This window comes from Actinomycetospora sp. NBRC 106375, assembly GCF_030269665.1.
In the GTDB taxonomy this organism is placed as follows: domain Bacteria; phylum Actinomycetota; class Actinomycetes; order Mycobacteriales; family Pseudonocardiaceae; genus Actinomycetospora.
The window spans coordinates 18326-33618 of the sequence record NZ_BSTS01000032.1; the positions used below are offsets into that span (position 1 = coordinate 18326).

The 15293-nt window shown below is 74.4% G+C and carries 17 protein-coding genes; 9 read left to right on the forward strand and 8 right to left on the reverse strand.

Going from position 1 to position 15293, the window contains the following annotated elements:
* Positions 1-50 precede the first annotated feature (50 nt).
* Positions 51-635 carry a TetR/AcrR family transcriptional regulator gene (locus tag QSK03_RS30815; RefSeq protein ID WP_285659423.1) on the forward strand — a complete coding sequence of 195 codons (585 nt, stop codon included), beginning with the start codon at positions 51-53 and terminating at the stop codon, positions 633-635.
* Between the two features lie 79 nt (positions 636-714).
* On the opposite strand, the gene QSK03_RS30820 is transcribed toward QSK03_RS30815, so the two are convergent.
* Complete coding sequence (locus QSK03_RS30820; RefSeq protein WP_285659424.1) at positions 715-945, reverse strand: DUF3107 domain-containing protein; 231 nt, start codon at positions 943-945, stop codon at positions 715-717.
* Between the two features lie 96 nt (positions 946-1041).
* Entirely contained in the window at positions 1042-1725 is a 684-nt protein-coding gene (locus tag QSK03_RS30825) for a ferritin-like fold-containing protein (RefSeq protein WP_285659425.1), read from the reverse strand.
* Between the two features lie 339 nt (positions 1726-2064).
* On the opposite strand from QSK03_RS30825, the gene QSK03_RS30830 reads away from it, so the two are divergent.
* Genes QSK03_RS30830 through QSK03_RS30845 form a run of 4 tightly spaced genes read left to right on the forward strand, consistent with a single transcriptional unit; the run spans position 2065 to position 7034 of the window.
* Positions 2065-3810, forward strand: a complete 1746-nt coding sequence (locus QSK03_RS30830) for a DEAD/DEAH box helicase (RefSeq protein ID WP_285659426.1) — start codon at positions 2065-2067, stop codon at positions 3808-3810.
* Positions 3811-3821: 11 nt separating this feature from the next.
* The gene (locus QSK03_RS30835) at positions 3822-5147 is read left to right on the forward strand and encodes an Rv3212 family protein (protein ID WP_285659427.1); all 1326 of its coding nucleotides are present in this window, start codon (positions 3822-3824) and stop codon (positions 5145-5147) included.
* A gap of 49 nt (positions 5148-5196) precedes the next feature.
* Entirely contained in the window at positions 5197-6207 is a 1011-nt protein-coding gene (locus QSK03_RS30840; protein WP_285659428.1) for an alpha/beta fold hydrolase, read from the forward strand.
* On the forward strand, positions 6207-7034 hold the full coding sequence (locus QSK03_RS30845) for an oxygenase MpaB family protein (protein WP_285659429.1): 828 nt from the start codon (positions 6207-6209) through the stop codon (positions 7032-7034). Before QSK03_RS30840 ends, QSK03_RS30845 begins: the two co-directional genes overlap by 1 nt.
* Before the next feature lie 73 nt (positions 7035-7107).
* Here the strand turns inward: QSK03_RS30845 and QSK03_RS30850 are convergent, their stop codons facing one another.
* Genes QSK03_RS30850 through QSK03_RS30870 form a run of 5 tightly spaced genes read right to left on the reverse strand, consistent with a single transcriptional unit; the run spans position 7108 to position 10259 of the window.
* Complete coding sequence (locus tag QSK03_RS30850; RefSeq protein ID WP_285659430.1) at positions 7108-7704, reverse strand: hypothetical protein; 597 nt, start codon at positions 7702-7704, stop codon at positions 7108-7110.
* Positions 7701-8591 carry a RecB family exonuclease gene (locus QSK03_RS30855; RefSeq protein ID WP_285659431.1) on the reverse strand — a complete coding sequence of 297 codons (891 nt, stop codon included), beginning with the start codon at positions 8589-8591 and terminating at the stop codon, positions 7701-7703. Before QSK03_RS30855 ends, QSK03_RS30850 begins: the two co-directional genes overlap by 4 nt.
* A 29-nt stretch (positions 8592-8620) precedes the next feature.
* Positions 8621-9511, reverse strand: coding sequence for a PHP domain-containing protein (locus tag QSK03_RS30860; protein WP_502872243.1), 891 nt, complete (start codon positions 9509-9511; stop codon positions 8621-8623).
* Between the two features lie 19 nt (positions 9512-9530).
* Complete coding sequence (locus QSK03_RS30865) at positions 9531-10082, reverse strand: PH domain-containing protein (protein WP_285659432.1); 552 nt, start codon at positions 10080-10082, stop codon at positions 9531-9533.
* Between the two features lie 15 nt (positions 10083-10097).
* On the reverse strand, positions 10098-10259 hold the full coding sequence (locus QSK03_RS30870; protein ID WP_285659433.1) for a hypothetical protein: 162 nt from the start codon (positions 10257-10259) through the stop codon (positions 10098-10100).
* A 163-nt stretch (positions 10260-10422) separates the two neighbouring features.
* Between QSK03_RS30870 and QSK03_RS30875 the strand changes: the two genes are divergently transcribed.
* On the forward strand, positions 10423-10830 hold the full coding sequence (locus tag QSK03_RS30875; protein WP_285659434.1) for an NUDIX hydrolase: 408 nt from the start codon (positions 10423-10425) through the stop codon (positions 10828-10830).
* On the opposite strand, the gene QSK03_RS30880 is transcribed toward QSK03_RS30875, so the two are convergent.
* Entirely contained in the window at positions 10831-11346 is a 516-nt protein-coding gene (locus tag QSK03_RS30880) for a MaoC family dehydratase (protein WP_285659436.1), read from the reverse strand.
* A 294-nt stretch (positions 11347-11640) separates the two neighbouring features.
* On the opposite strand from QSK03_RS30880, the gene QSK03_RS30885 reads away from it, so the two are divergent.
* From QSK03_RS30885 to QSK03_RS30895, 3 genes are all read left to right on the forward strand, one after another.
* Positions 11641-12765: a magnesium and cobalt transport protein CorA gene (locus QSK03_RS30885; RefSeq protein WP_285659437.1), complete on the forward strand. Its 1125-nt coding sequence runs from the start codon at positions 11641-11643 to the stop codon at positions 12763-12765.
* A gap of 303 nt (positions 12766-13068) precedes the next feature.
* Positions 13069-14475, forward strand: a complete 1407-nt coding sequence (locus QSK03_RS30890) for an MFS transporter (protein WP_285659438.1) — start codon at positions 13069-13071, stop codon at positions 14473-14475.
* Positions 14476-14587: 112 nt separating this feature from the next.
* The gene (locus tag QSK03_RS30895) at positions 14588-14866 is read left to right on the forward strand and encodes a type II toxin-antitoxin system Phd/YefM family antitoxin (protein ID WP_285659439.1); all 279 of its coding nucleotides are present in this window, start codon (positions 14588-14590) and stop codon (positions 14864-14866) included.
* Positions 14867-15293: the final 427 nt, after the last annotated feature.

The window sequence follows — 15293 nt, forward strand, 5'->3', positions numbered from 1 at the left end:
GGCAGGCGAGCCCTCCGGAGAGCCCGGGTGTCGCTGCGGGACGGCCGCGGATGACGCGGTCCGCGCGCCGGGCGCAGCTGCTCGAGGCGGCGCGCGAGGTGTTCGGCGGCCGCGGGTACCACGCGGCGGCGATGGACGAGATCGCCGAGCGGGCCGGGGTCAGCAAGCCGGTGCTCTACCAGCACTTCCCCGGCAAGCTCGACCTCTACCGGGCGCTGGTGCAGGGCGCGGCCGACGACATGGTGCGCACCGTGCGCGCGGCGATCCGCTCGACCACGGACAACAAGGCCCGCGTCCAGGCGACGATCCAGGCCTACTTCGACGTCGTGTCGTCCCGCGACGGCGCCATGCGCCTCGTGTTCGAGACCGACACCCGCGCGACCCCCGAGATCGCGGGGCTGGTCGACAAGGCGACGTCCGACTGCATCGACGCGGTCACCGAGGCCGTCACCACGGACGCGGGACTCGAGCCGGAACGGGCCCGGCTGCTCGCCGTCGGGCTGGTCGGCCTGTCGACCACCGCGGCGCGCTACTGGCTCGACGCCGGGCTGCAGCCCCCGCGCGAGGACGCGATCACGCTGATGTCCCAGCTCGCCTGGCGCGGCATCGGCGGGTTCCCCCGACAGGAGGGATGACAGCCAGGAGGGGTGAGAGCCGGGGCGGGTCGCACCCGCCCCGGCGTCGTTCCCCGCGTGATCTCCCCGGGCGTGGCGCTCAGGCGCCGACGCCGAAGCCCACGCGGCGGCCCTCGCCGGGGCCGATCTCCACGTAGGCGATGCGGGCCGCGGGGATGATGTACCGGCGGCCCTTGTCGTCGGAGAGCGCGAGCGTGCCGCCGTTCGAGGCCAGCGCCTCGTCGACGAGGCCCTGCACCTCCTCGGGCGACTGGTCGCTCGCGACCACGAGCTCGCGGGGGCTCTCCGCCACGCCGATCTTGACCTCCACGCGTTCCTCCGCTCAGCACGTCCGTCGCTGCACCCGTCGCTGCAGTGCCCGCGCGAGGCTAGTCCACCGCGGCGATCGGCCGGGGCCTCCCGGGGCCTACAGGCCCAGCGCGTGGATGCGCTTCGTGTGCCGCGACTTCAGGGCCTTGAACACGGTGGCGCGCGCCGTCCCGCCGAGCAGCGCCGCCGCGGCGTCCGGGTGCTCGTCGAGCACCTCGTCGGCCGCGGCGAGCGTCTCGCCCAGCAGGCGACGTCCCCAGAGGGCCAGCCGGCCGCGGGTCTGGTCGTCGACGGCGACGTCGGCCACCGCGCGCTCGGCGAACGCGTCGAACCCGCTCTCGCCCGCCGCCTCTCGTCCGGCGTCGGGGCCGCGCAGCAGCTCGGCGTCCTGGTCGTCCGAGACCGCTCCCGAAGCCGCCCCCGTCGCCGCCACGAGGTCCACGGCCAGGGTGCGCGCGACGTAGGCGCCGACGAGCGCCTCGCCCCAGTCGCGCGACGCGGTCCGGGCGGCGAAGGCGTCGAGGACGGCCGCGAACGGCGTCATCGCCGTGACGAGGTCCACACCCCGCCCGGTGAGGTGGGCGCGGACCCGCTCGACGTGGGCCATCTCGACCGCGGCGAGCGCCGCCATCTCGGCGCGCCCCGTCAGGTCCGGGGCGAGGGCGGCGTCGGCGGCGAGGCGCGTGAACGCCGTGAGGGCGCCGTACGCGACCGCGCCGAGGAGGTCGACGGGCGGGGCGGCGGGGGCCGTGGTCGCGGGTCCGTTGTCGCGCTCGGTCACGGCGGACCAGCCTAGGGGGCCGCGGGGCTCCCGCGGCGCGTTCCCACCGGCGGTGACGCGTCCGTCACGGGTCGCCAGGTACCATGGTGGCGTTCCGCGGTGCATGCACCGTCGCCGACCACCAAGGTCGCCGTCGTGCGCGGTGTGCACAGCGGAGCGCAACCGAGCGTGCGGGCGCCTCCACCGGCTCTCCCGCGTCCGGTGACGGTGGTCCGGCCCCGACGACGGGGCGCGGGCCACGCACCCCAGAGACGTGCACCGTCGCCGACCCCGACGTGGTCGAGCCAGCCGGCCCGCCTCGCGCGCACGAGCCGCGAGAGAGGCAGACCCCTGACCACCGTGACCACCGACTCCCCGTCCTCGCCCGAGGACACCGACGAGCCGGTCGCCGAGCCGCTGCACGCCGGCGCCCCCGTCGACGAGGAATCCCCCACCTTCGCCGAGCTCGGCGTCGACCCGAAGATCGTCTCGGCGCTGAGCCGCGCCGGCATCGAGCGCACGTTCGCCATCCAGGAACTGACGCTGCCGCTGGCGCTGGCCGGCGAGGACGTCATCGGCCAGGCCCGCACGGGCACCGGCAAGACCCTCGGCTTCGGCGTCCCGCTCCTGCAGCGCCTGGGCACGCCGGGCGACGGCACGCCGAAGGCGCTGGTCGTCGTCCCGACCCGCGAGCTGTGCGTGCAGGTCGCCAAGGACATCGAGGGCGCCGCGGTCGACGTGGGCACCCGCGTCGTGTCCATCTACGGCGGCCGCCCCTACGAGAACCAGATCGCCGCGCTGCAGCGCGGTGTCGACCTGGTGGTCGGCACCCCCGGCCGGCTGCTCGACCTCGCCCAGCAGGGCCACCTGGTGCTCGCGAAGGTCGCCGGGCTGGTGCTCGACGAGGCCGACGAGATGCTCGACCTGGGCTTCCTGCCCGACGTCGAGCGCATCCTCGGCATGCTCCCGGAGAAGCGCCAGACGATGCTCTTCTCGGCGACGATGCCCGGCCCGATCATCACGCTGTCGCGCACCTTCCTGACCCAGCCGACCCACATCCGGGCCGAGCAGGTCGACGCGAGCGCGATCGGCGAGAAGACCGCGCAGTTCGTCTACCGTGCCCACGCGCTCGACAAGGTCGAGATGCTGGCGCGCACCCTCCAGGCCACCGACCGCGGCGCCACGATGGTGTTCACGCGCACCAAGCGCACCGCGAGCAAGGTCTCCGAGGAGCTGGCCGAGCGCGGGTTCGCGGTCGGCGCCGTCCACGGCGACCTCGGCCAGGGCGCCCGCGAGCACGCCCTGCGGGCCTTCCGCGACGGGCGCATCGACGTGCTGGTCTGCACCGACGTCGCCGCCCGCGGCATCGACGTCACCGGCGTCACGCACGTCATCAACTACCAGTGCCCGGACGACGCCAAGACCTACATCCACCGCATCGGGCGCACCGGCCGGGCGGGGAAGACGGGCATCGCGGTGACGCTCGTCGACTGGGACGACATCCCGAAGTGGAAGACGATCTCCGACGACCTGGGCCTCGGCGCCCCGGAGCCGCCGGAGACCTACTCCAGCTCGCCGCACCTCTACGCCGACCTCGGCATCCCGGACGACGCCCGCGGGCGCGTCGCGCGGCGGCGCCGCCCGGCCGAGGAGGAGGCCGAGGACGGCCCGACCCGCGAGACTGGCGGACGCCGGTCGTCCGGCCGGTCCCGCGCGCGCGGTCGCGGCAGTGGCGGCAGTGGTGGCGGTGCCTCCGGCGGGGACGACGAGACCGAGTCGTCCGACGGCGACGGTTCCGGTCGCCGCGGCCGGCGCTCGCGCTCGCGCACCCGCCGGCGCAACGGCGAGGTCGTGGCCGGCAGCGAGGACGGCGCCGAGGGCGCCGACGACTCCGGGAGCACCGACGCCGCCGCGGAGCGCACCGAGGAGGCCTCGGACGACGCCGACACGTCCGACACCTCCGAGACCGCCGAGACCTCCGACGGGAACGGCCGTCGTCGTCGGCGCCGTCGCGGCGGCCGCGGTGGGTCGCGCTCCGGGTCGGCCGAGGCCACGGAGACGGCGACCACGTCGACCGAGCCGGCCGCCGCCTCGGCGGGCGAGTAACTCCGGCGCCGGTGGGCTCACCGACGTCGACGGACCCGGACCCCTCCGCCTCCCCGGAGCCGGAGGGGCGGGTCCGGATCCCGCCGGCCGAGCGGCGCCGTCGCGGCGATCTCGTGGCGATCTCGCTGATCGCGGTCGCCGCGGTCGTCGGCACGCTGCTGGTGCTGGCCTCCGGCGACGCCGAGCACACCGAGGACCGGGTGGCGACGACGCCGCTGTCGGCGCTCCCGGACGGGCCGCTGCCGACGGCGCTGACCGAGGCGTGGCGCGCCGAGAGCCCGGCGACGCCTGCGCCCCTGGCCATCGGGCCCGCGGTGGTCACCGCGGGCCCCGACGGCGTCGTCGGCCACGACCCGCTCACCGGCCGCGAGGCCTGGAGCTACCGCCGCCCCGAGCTGCCGTGCACGGTCGGCTCGGGGTTCGGTGACGTCCTCGCGGTCTTCCGCACGCAGGGCGCGCTGGGCACCTGGTGCTCCGACGTGGCGGCCCTCGAGCCGGACACCGGCGCCCGCGGCCCCGCCCGCAACGCCGACCTGCGGGACGGCACACGCCTGCTCGCCGACCGCGACCACGTCACCGGGACGGGCACCGACCACGTCGAGACCTGGCGCTCCGACCTCGTGCTCACCACGGAGGTCGGGCGGATCACCACGCCGGTGCAGCCGCCCGACGCCCAGCCGCGCGCGGGCTGCACCAACGGCTCCGTCGCGGTCGGCGGCGGCACGGTCGGCATGATCCAGCGCTGCCCCGGCGAGGACTCCGACCGCCTCACGGTCGTCGACGCCGACCCCCAGAGCTCGGAGAAGCCCGAGGAGCGCTCCTCGCAGCTGCTCGGCGTGCGCGGCGCCCGGCTGGTCGCGCTCACCGACCAGCGCGCCGCGTGGGCCGCCCCGGACGGCACGCTGCACGTCGTCGGGACGTCGCCCGACACCGTCGACCTGCCCGCCGCCGTGGTCCCGCTCGGGGCCGCCGCGGGCCCGACGACCGACCCGCCCGGCCTCGCGGCGGCCGTGCGCCCGGTCGGCCCGGTGCTGCTGTGGTGGACGGGCACCGCGACCGTCGCCCTCGACGGCGGCGACCTCACCCCCCGCTGGACCGTGCCGGGCGCGCTCGGCGCCGGCGCCGCCTGGCCGGGCAGCGCGCCGGCCACGGCGGCCCTCGTGCCCGTGGCCGAGGGGCTCGCCGTGCTGGACGCGACCACCGGCGCCCCGCGCGGGCCCGTGATCCCCGTCGCCCGCGCGCTGCCGGCCGGCACCCCCGTCACCGTGGCCACCACCGGCACCGTCGTGGTGGAGCTGCGCGGGTCGACGGTCGTCGCGCTGCGCCCGCCGGGCTGACGCCCGTTCGGCGACCCGGAGCGTCGCGGGATGGGGCAGACTGACCGAGGTGGGACGCCCCGACACCCCCGAGCGCGCCGGCGACCCAGCGGCCGCGTCGGCCACCGGATCGAACGGCGTGCCGGCGACGCGTGCGCCCGACGCGACCCCGGCGGCGGTCCCGGCCGGGCGGGGCGAGGCCCAGTGCCACCCGCACGCCGCCTACGGCGTCACGATCCGGTCGGAGCTCGGCCCCCTCGCGGCCCTGCGCGCGGACCCGGACGCCGACACCGCGCTCGGGGGCACGCCGGCCACCGCGGTGCTCGTGCCCGGGTACTCGGGCTCCAAGGAGGACTTCGCCCCGCTCATCGACGCGATCACCGCGGGCGGCATCGGGGTGCTGGCGCTCGACCTGCCCGGGCAGTACGAGTCACCGGGGCCGGAGGTCGAGACCGACTACCACCCGGCGCGGCTCGGGCCCGTGATCGCGGGGATCGTCGCCGACGAGGAGGCCGCCGGACGGCGCGTGCTGCTGCTCGGGCACTCCTACGGCGGGCTCGTCGCGCGGGCCGCGGTGCTCGCGGGGGCGTCGGTGCGCGGACTCACCCTCATGGACACCGGTCCCGGCGAGCTGCCGATGGGCCGGCGGCGCACCCAGCTCGACGTGCTCGAGCCCGTGCTGCGCCGCCGCGGGATCGACGCGGTGATCGCGCTGCGCGATGCGGGCGGCGAGTGGTCGTCCACCGACCCGCAGGTCGTGGCGCTGCTGCGCGAACGCCTGCGGCGCTCGACGGTCGCCGGGCTGCTCGGGATGGGCGACGCGCTGCGCGCCGAGCAGGACCGCACCGCCGAGCTGGTCGCCGCCGTCCGCACCCGGCGCGTGCCGTGCCTCGTCGTCTGCGGGCTCGAGGACGACGCCTGGCCGGTGAGCATGCAGCGCACGATGGCCGACCGGCTCGAGGCCGAGTTCGCCGCCGTCCCGCGCGCCGCGCACGCCCCGAACGTCGAGAACCCGGCGGCGCTGCTCGACGTCCTCGTGCCCACGTGGCGGACCTGGCTGCGGGACGACATCCTCGGGTGATGCGCCCGAACGACCCGGCCGACGGCTACTTCGGGCCCGGCAGCGTGACCTGGCGGGTGCTCGCCGACCCCGCCGCCGGTCCGGGCGGGCTCTCGGCGCTCTTCCTGCAGGCCCTGCACCCGCTCGCGATGGCCGGGGTCTCGGAGCACTCGGACTTCGACACCGCCTTCTGGCCGCGGATGCAGCGCACCGCCGAGTACGTGATGACGGTGACGTACGCGGGCCGCGACGACGTCGACGCCGCCGCGGCCCGGGTGCGCCGCGCCCACGAGTACGTGCGCGGCACCGACCCCGTCACCGGCCGGCCCTACGCCGCCGGCGACGCGGATCTCCTGCGCTGGGTGCACGTCACCGAGGTCAGCTCGTTCCTCGAGGCGGTGCGCCGCGCCGGCGCGCCGATCAGCGACGCGGAGGCCGACGAGTACTACAGCGAGCAGGTCGTCGCCGCCCGCCTCCTGGGCGCCACGGACGTCCCCGCCAGCCGGGCCGAGGTCGCCGACTACGTCGCCGACGTGCGCCGCCGCGACCTGCGCGCCTCGCCCACCAGCCGCGCCGCCGCCCTGCGCCTGCTCGTCCCCCCGATGTCGCTGCGCACCACGGTCACCACCCCGGCCCGCCCGGCGTGGACCGCCGTCGCCGCCCTCGGCTTCGCCCTCCAGCCGCGCTGGGCGCGCCGGATGCACGGCGTGCCCGTCCTGCCGACGACGGACCTCGGCGCGACGCTGACGATCCGCGCCCTGCGCGCCGCGGTCCTGCGGCTGCCCGAGGACTGGCGCCACGGACCGCTGGCGCGCGAGGCCCTGGCGCGGGAGCGCGCGGCGTCCTGAGCGCCGAGAGGTTGCAGCGAACGTGCTGTTCGCTGCTTCTACGCGCGCGAAGTCCCCGTTCGCACCTCGATCCTCAGGCCCACCAGACGAGGCTGAACAGCACCACGAGGATCACGGGCACGGCCGCGGCCGCCAGGACCGCGACGACCGGGCCGGTGCGCCGGTGGGCGGCGACGGCGGTGGCCGCGACGGCACCGCCGGCGGCGAGGAGGTGGGCGACGACGGTGTCGGCGCCCGGTCCGGGCCCGCCGAGCAGGTACGGCGCCGCGACCACGACGACCGCGAGCACCACGAGCCCGCCGGCGAGCACCCGGGCCACGGCGACGAGGCGCCGCCGGGTCCGGACGAGGCGGTCGGGGCGCTCCGGGCGGGCCGCCGGGACGCCGGCGGGCGGGGTCGGCCGCCCCGTGGAGCGCCGGGCGCGCTCCCGCCGGTCCGCCGCGCGGGGCACGCCGGACGGGGTGGTCCAGGTGCCCGTCGCGACGAACGACCCCGTCTCCGTGACGCCGCGCGGCTCCGGCGCGGACCCGTGCGGCGGGGTCGGCGCCTCGCCCGGCGACGACCAGCCCTGGGGCGGGGTCGGGCCGGTCTCCGGGCCGTAGGCCCAGGCGTAGCCGGAGCCTTCGTCGGGGTCGGGCTCCTCGTCGGGGTGCGGGCGCGCCTGGCTCACGGCGCGAGCCCGGCCCACGCCGGGTCGGCGGGCGCGGCGGCGCGGCCCTCGGGGCAGTGGCGGCGCACGTCGCACGCCCCGCACCGGGGTCCGGGTGCCGGCGGGAAGAGGGTCTCGGCGACGCCCGGGTCCGCCGCGAACGCCTCGGCCGCCGCCCCCAGCTCCGCGGCCGCGGCACCGGCGCGCTCGCGGTGCCCGGCCAGGGAGTCCTCGTCGTGGTCGGCGGCGGCGATCGTGCCGCTGGGCAGGTGGTGCAGCTCGACGCGCCGGCACGGGCGGCGCAGCGTCCGGCGCGCCGCGAGGGCGTAGAGCGCCAGGGCCGGCGAGCGGCGGGCGTCCTCGACGTCGGGCACGCGGCGGCCGGTCTTGTAGTCGACGACGACGATCTCCGGGACGCGGAGCGCAGCGGAGCCGGACCCGTCGACCCCGTCCCGCTCGTCGAGGCGGTCGGCGCGGCCCTCGGCGACCATGCCGCCGACCGGGGCGGAGAGCCACCGCTCGCGCCCGACGGTCTCGCCCAGGGGCTCCGGGGCGCCGGCGACGGCGTGGCGCTCGACGTAGTCGGCGACCCAGGTGCGGGCGCGCTCGCGGTACGTCGCGGCCTGGGCGTCGTCGCGGAAGCCCTCCGACGACCACTGGCGGTCGACCAGGGCAGCCGCCCGGTCGCCGCCGCGCCGGTGGGCCGGCTCGGCGTACACGGCGTGCAGCACGGTGTGGACGACGGCGCCGAGCGTGCTCGCCGCCCGCGGCCCGCCGCGCGGCGGCGCGGGACGGTCGAGGTAGGTCAGGCGGTACCGGCGCCGGCAGTCCTGCCAGGTGGCGAGGCGCGACGGTGTCACGCGCACCAGGCGGTCGGGCATGCCCTCCAGACCCAGCTGCATGCTCATCGCCGTCCACCCTAGGCCCGAGGACGGTGTCAGCCCGCGAGCACCTCCGCGCCCGTCGCGCGCCGGACGAGCGCGTCGAGGACCGGCGTCGCGGTGGTCTCCGCGGCGATCGGGGTCGTCTTGTTCGTGCCGTGGTAGTCGCTCGATCCCGTGACCAGCAGGCCCTCCTCGGCGGCCAGCGCGCGCAGGGCCGCCCGGTCGTCGGCGTCGTGGTCGGGGTGGTCGACCTCGACCCCGTGCAGGCCCGTCGCCGCGAGATCGCGGATCACCGCGGCGTCGACGCACGGCCCCCGGCGACGGGCGAACGGGTGCGCGAACACGGCCACCCCGCCCGCGGCCGCGATCATCGCGATCGCCGCCGCGATGGGGGTGTTGTACTTCTCGACGTAGTACGGGCCGTCCTTGCGCAGCAGCTCCTCGAAGGCCTGCGGGACCGACCCCACGACGCCGGCGTCGACGAGCGCCTGCCCGATGTGCGGCCGCCCGGCCGGGGAGTCGGCGGGCAGCCGCGCCAGCAGGGCGTCGCCGTCGATCGGCAGACCCCCGGCCGCCATGCGCTCCCCCATCGCGCGCACCCGCTCACGCCGCGACCCCCGGACCCGCTCCTGCTCGGCTACGATGTCGGGATCGGCGGGGTCGAACAGGTAGCCCAGCAGGTGCGCGGTCACCGTGCCGCCGTGTCCGTCCGGGCTCACGGTGGAGAACTCCGCGCCGCGCACCAGCCGCAGGCCCGGGGCGCCACTCGCGGAGCCTGCGGAGCCGAGTCCCCGCAGCGCCGCGGCGGCCTCGTCCCAACCGGCGGTCGTGTCGTGGTCGGTCAGCGCCAGCACCGTGACACCGGCGGCCGCCGCCGTCGCGACCAGCTCGGTCGGGGTGTCCGTGCCGTCCGAGACCGCGGAGTGGGTGTGGAGGTCGATCACGTCCCGCAGTATCGACGGGTCAGCGACGTCGCCCGCGCGCCCCGCCGAACCCGGACCCCGGCAGCGTGTACGAGCGGGTCTGGCGCTTGTCGCCGAACACCAGCTCGGAGATCGCCTCGTAGACCTCTTCGGGGTCGGGCAGGTAATGGATCTGGTTGAGCGCCTGGATCTGGCCGGCCGACTCGATGACCATCGTCCCGTAGCCGAGCAGGCGGCCGTTGAACGTGCGCACGAAGCTGAGGTCGGTGACCTTCGTCAGTGGCATCATGCCGACGCTGTGCGTGAAGATCCCCTTGGTGAGCATCACGCGCTTGTCGGTGACGACGACCTTCTCGACCCACCACTCGCTGACCTTGTAGCTGCTCTTGAGCAGCACGAGCAGCGCGCCGTACCAGAACAGGTTGTCCAGCACGACGTTCTGCGGGAGGAACGCGGCACCGAGGGCGAGCAGGACGAACAGGACCACGGCCTGCAGGACCTCACCGACGATCACCGCCCAGTGACGCCGGAAGCGGATCACCCGCCGCTCGGTGGGCAGGACGTACTCGTCGACCTCGCGGGGTGCCAGCACGTCGGACCTCCCGGCCTAGGTGAACAGCGCGCGCACGAACTCGACCACGGCGGCCGCCGCGTTGCCCAGGATCGTCAGGATACTGAGCACGAGGTCCGCAGAGTTCTGAGGCTGCGAGATGACGAAGAACAGCGCGAACGCGACGCCCACGATGATCCCGACCTTCTTCGCGTTCACTCGGTTTTCCTCGCGTGGTTCGGGGTCGACGTCCGGTCGTCGGCAGTATGGGCTCGTCCGGGCCGGGACGGCTATCCGGCTCACGGTGATACTAGTGTGATCCAGTGTGACGACGTGTGATCCCCGGGGCGAGCCCGGCGCGTCGCCGTCACCTGATGCGGTCGTGCTGTGCGTCGGGGGCATCGTCACCGACGCGGACGGCCGTCTGCTGCTCGTCCGCCGCGCGCACGACCCCGAGGCCGGCCGCTGGTCGCTGCCGGGCGGGAAGGTCGAGCCGGGCGAGACCACGGCCGACGCCACGGCCCGCGAGGTCGCCGAGGAGACCGGGCTCGCCGTCGCCGTGGGTGAGGAGGTCGGGCACGTGCGCCGGCCCGCTCCGGGCGGCCGTGTCTTCGCGATCCACGACTTCCGCTGCCGGCCGCTGGACCCGGCCGCCGTCCCGCGCGCCGGCGACGACGCCGCCGACGCGCGGTGGGTGGACGCGGCCGCCTACGCCGCGTTCGACGACGCCGGCGACCTCGTCACGGGCCTGACCGATGCCCTGCGTGGCTGGGACTGCCTGCCCGACTGATCAGTCGCGCTGCGGGACGGGGCGGCGGGGCTGCTCGGCCTCGAAACCCTCGTCGGTGCCCTCGGGCGCCGGACGCTTGGGCACCATGACCTTGCGCCGGTAGATGCAGACGACGACGCCGTCCTGGTTGTAGCCGATCGTCTCGACCTGCACGACGCCGCGGTCGTTCTTCGACGACGACTCCTTCTTGTCCAGCACCGTCGACTCGCCGTAGATCGTGTCGCCGTGGAAGACCGGCTTGACGTGGCGCAGCGACTCGACCTCGAGGTTGGCGATCGCCTTGCCCGAGACGTCGGCCACCGACATCCCCAGCAGCAGCGAGTAGACGTAGTTGCCGACGACGACGTTGCGCCCCTGCTGCGTGCCCTCGGCGTAGTGGGAGTCCAGGTGCAGGGGGTGGTGGTTCATCGTGATGAGGCAGAAGAGGTGGTCGTCGTACTCGGTGACCGTCTTGCCCGGCCAGTGCTTGTAGGTCGCCCCGACCTCGAACTCCTCGAAGTACCGCCCGAACTGCACGGATCCGCCTCCTGAACATCGTCGGTCGTCACGCCGTCGTGGGCCTCCTCGCTCCGACGGCGTCGAACAGGGCAGCTAGGATGGCCCATCGGTCGGCGCCGTGTCGCACGAGGCGAGGGAGGTGAGACGTGGACGACTCCACCAGGAGGGCGGACAACACGCCCCCCAGTACGGGCCGCGTCTCCTCCCCGGTGACGCCCACGCGCTGAGGAGTCGCGCGGTGGCTCGGGAGAGACGCGGAGGCACAGCGGTGCCAGTAGCCCCCGCCACACCGTCCGGTCCCCGGAGGTCCCCATGCCCAGCCTGCCCACGCTGCGCAACGCCGGTTCCCGCGTGATCCGCCCCGGCCGTCCCCGCACGCAGGACCCGCGGGTCCCGCACGTCCCGCTCTCGGCGTTCGTCGTCGACTGCGCGGTCTACGTCGACGGTCAGCGCCTCGAGGGCCGGTGGAACCACCGCGACGCGATCGCGGAGGTCCGCCGGCGCGAGGAGGGCTTCGTGTGGATCGGGCTGCACGAGCCCGACGCCGAGCAGATCCAGGACATCGCCGAGGTCTTCGGGCTGCACCCGCTGGCCGTCGAGGACGCCGTGCACGCCCACCAGCGCCCGAAGATGGAGCGCTACAGCGGGACGGGCTCCGGCACCGCGGGCAGCGGCGACATGCTGTTCTCGGTGTTCAAGACCATGCGCTACGTCGCGCACGCGTCGCCGACCACCGCGAACGAGATCGTCGAGTCCGGCGAGCTCATGGTGTTCCTGGGTCGCGACTTCGTCGTGACGGTGCGGCACGGCCAGCACTCGGGGCTGCGCCGCGTGCGCCACCTGCTCGAGGCCGACCCCGAGCACCTCGCCCAGGGCCCGGCCGTCGTCCTGCACGCCGTCGCCGACCACATCGTCGACGCCTACCTCGAGGTCTCCCAGAGCGTCGAGGGCGACATCGACACCATGGAGACCGAGGTCTTCGCCCCCTACAGCGAGGTCGGCGCCGAGCAGATCTATCTCATGAAGCGTGAGGTCCTCGAGCTGCGCCGCGCCGTGACCCCGCTGGTCACGCCCATGCGCCGGCTCACCGAGGGCTACTCCCCGCTCGTACCGGCGGAGGTGCGCAGCTACTTCCGCGACGTCGACGACCACCTCACGACGGTGGCCGAGCGCGTCGGCTCGTTCGACGAGCTGCTGACGACGCTGGTCGACGCCGTCCTCGCCAAGATCACGTTGCGGCAGAACAACGACATGCGCAAGATCACCGCCTATGCGGCCCTGCTCGCGGTGCCGACCATGCTCGCCGGGATCTACGGCATGAACTTCGACTACATGCCGGAGCTGCACTGGCAGTTCGGCTACCCCGCCGTGATCGTGGCGATCCTGCTCATCTGCGCGGTCCTCTGGCGGACATTCCGCCGCAACCGCTGGCTGTAGTCGACATCCGGACAAAGCGGCCGGAACGGTAGGTCGTTTCGTCCTTTTCGCCGTCGTTGCGTCGGGAAAGTACCGGAATTCTTCGTCACTCTTCGTGAGTTCAAGCTGTGACCGTTCGGCTACGAAGAGGTATTTCCGCAGCCCACAGCGGTGCTCCTGTGACTAGAGTCCCCCGAGTTGTGAACACTCGGTGACACGGGAGGTGCCATGACGACGCAGTACCCATCGCCCGCCCAGGAATCGGTCCGGAGCCTCATCCCGGCCCGCATCGACAGACTCCCGTGGTCTCCCTTCCATACGCGGATGGTGCTCGCGCTCGGGTCCTGCTGGATCCTCGACGGGCTCGAGATCACCATCGCGAGCAACGTCGGCGAGAAGCTCTCGGGGGCCGACCGGCTGGGCATCTCGACCACCGCGGTCGGCCTGCTCGCCACCGTCTACCTCATCGGCCAGGTGGTCGGCGCGCTCGTCTTCGGCCAGATCTCCGACCGGCTCGGGCGCCGGAAGCTCTTCTTCATCACCCTGGCGATCTACTTCGGCGGCAGCGCCCTCACCGCGCTCACGCTGGGCTCCGGGGCCGCGTCGATCACGTTCCTCTACCTCACCCGGTTCATCGCCGGCGCCGGCATCGGCGGCGAGTACGCCGCGATCAACTCCGCCATCGACGAGCTGATCCCCGCGCCCTACCGCGGCCGCACCGACATCATCGTCAACGGCACCTACTGGGCGGGCGCGGCGATCGCGGCCGTCATCCAGATCCCGCTGCTGTCCGGGGCGATCTCGCCCGCGCTCGACTGGCGCCTCGCGTTCCTCATCGGCCCGGTGCTGGCGATCGTCATCATCTTCCTGCGCCGCTCGGTGCCCGAGAGCCCGCGCTGGCAGATCATGCACGGCCGCGGCGCGGAGGCCGAGGAGTCGATCAAGTTCATCGAGCACGAGGTGGAGACGACCACCGGGAAGCACATCGACCCGGTGGACGAGGGGAAGGCCATCGAGATCCGGCCGACCCCGCAGGCGGGCTACCTCACACTGCTGCGGATCCTGTTCCGGGAGTACCCGGGGCGCTCGACGCTCGGCGCGACGCTGATGATCACGCAGTCGTTCCTCTACAACGCGATCTTCTTCTCGTACGCGATCGTGCTGACGCACTTCTACCTCGGGCCGGACGCGGACACGTCGATCTACTACATCCCGTTCGCGATCGGGAACTTCCTCGGCCCACTCCTGCTGGGGCGGCTGTTCGACACGGTCGGGCGCCGGCAGATGATCGCCGGCACCTACCTCCTGGCCGGCACGCTGCTCATCATCACGGCGTTCCTCTTCCAGGCCGGGGTGCTCAACGCGCTGACCCAGACGATCGCCTGGTGCATCATCTTCTTCTTCGCCTCGGCGGGCGCCAGCGCGGCGTACCTGACCGTCAGCGAGATCTTCCCGATGGAGGTCCGGGCGAAGGCCATCGCGGTGTTCTTCGCGATCGCCCAGATCTTCGGTTCCGTGGCCCCGCTGATCTACGCCGTCATGATCGGCAGTGAGGACAACCCGAGCACCGCGGGCCTGTTCTGGGCCTACATCCTCGGCGCCGTCATCATGATCATCGGTGGCATCGTCGCGGCCGTGCTCGGTGTGGCGGCGGAACAGAAGTCCCTCGAGGACATCGCCACCCCGCTGTCGGTCGTGCGCGCGACCGGCGTCGGCGGCGTGGGGACCTGACACCGGCGTGACGTCACGAGGCCCCCGTCCGCTCCGGCGGGCGGGGCCCTCGTCGTGCTGCACACCTCGACGACGCCGACCGCACATCGCGAGCTGGAGCATGATGGACGCCATGACAGCGCTGCCCCTCGAAGAAGACCCCGAGGCGGGGCGGCTCGTGTCCCCCGTGGAACGGTCGCACGAGCGCGTCACCCTGACCCGCGACGGCGAGCCCGTGGCGGTCGTCATCAGCGCGGCCGAGCTCGCGGGTCTCGAGGACTCGTTGGAACTCCTCCGCGACGCCGAGGAGACCGCTGCGGTGGACGAAGGCATCGCCGACGTCGAAGCCGGACGGCTCCACGACGAGGACGACATCCTCGGCGACCTGCGTCGTCGCCGTGACGACGCCTGAGCGCCATCGCGTCAGGTTCGCTGCACGAGCGCGCCGCGACCTCGATGATCTGCCGTTTCCCGTCGCGTCGGACCTCGTCGAGCTCATCCTCGGTCCGGTTGCCGAGAACCCTCATCGGCTCGGAGGGCCGCTGAGAGGCCGGTGGGCGGGGTACCTCGCTGCCCGTCGCGGCGGCCATCTATCGGGTCGACGACCAGCGACGCGAGGTGCTCGTCGTCCACATCGGGCCCCGCGCCGATGTCTACGGGGGCGGCTGACGCGTCGTGGCCGCATCGATCGGTGTCTCGGTGACGGAGGCACTCACATCGAGCCCGTTGCCTAATCGCTTGGACGCTCGGGCGGGTTGATGCTTCGGGTGCTGCTCGCGGTCGGGGTCGGTGGTGTGACGGTGTCGGGGGTGCCTGAGATGTCCCTGGCGGGTCAGGTG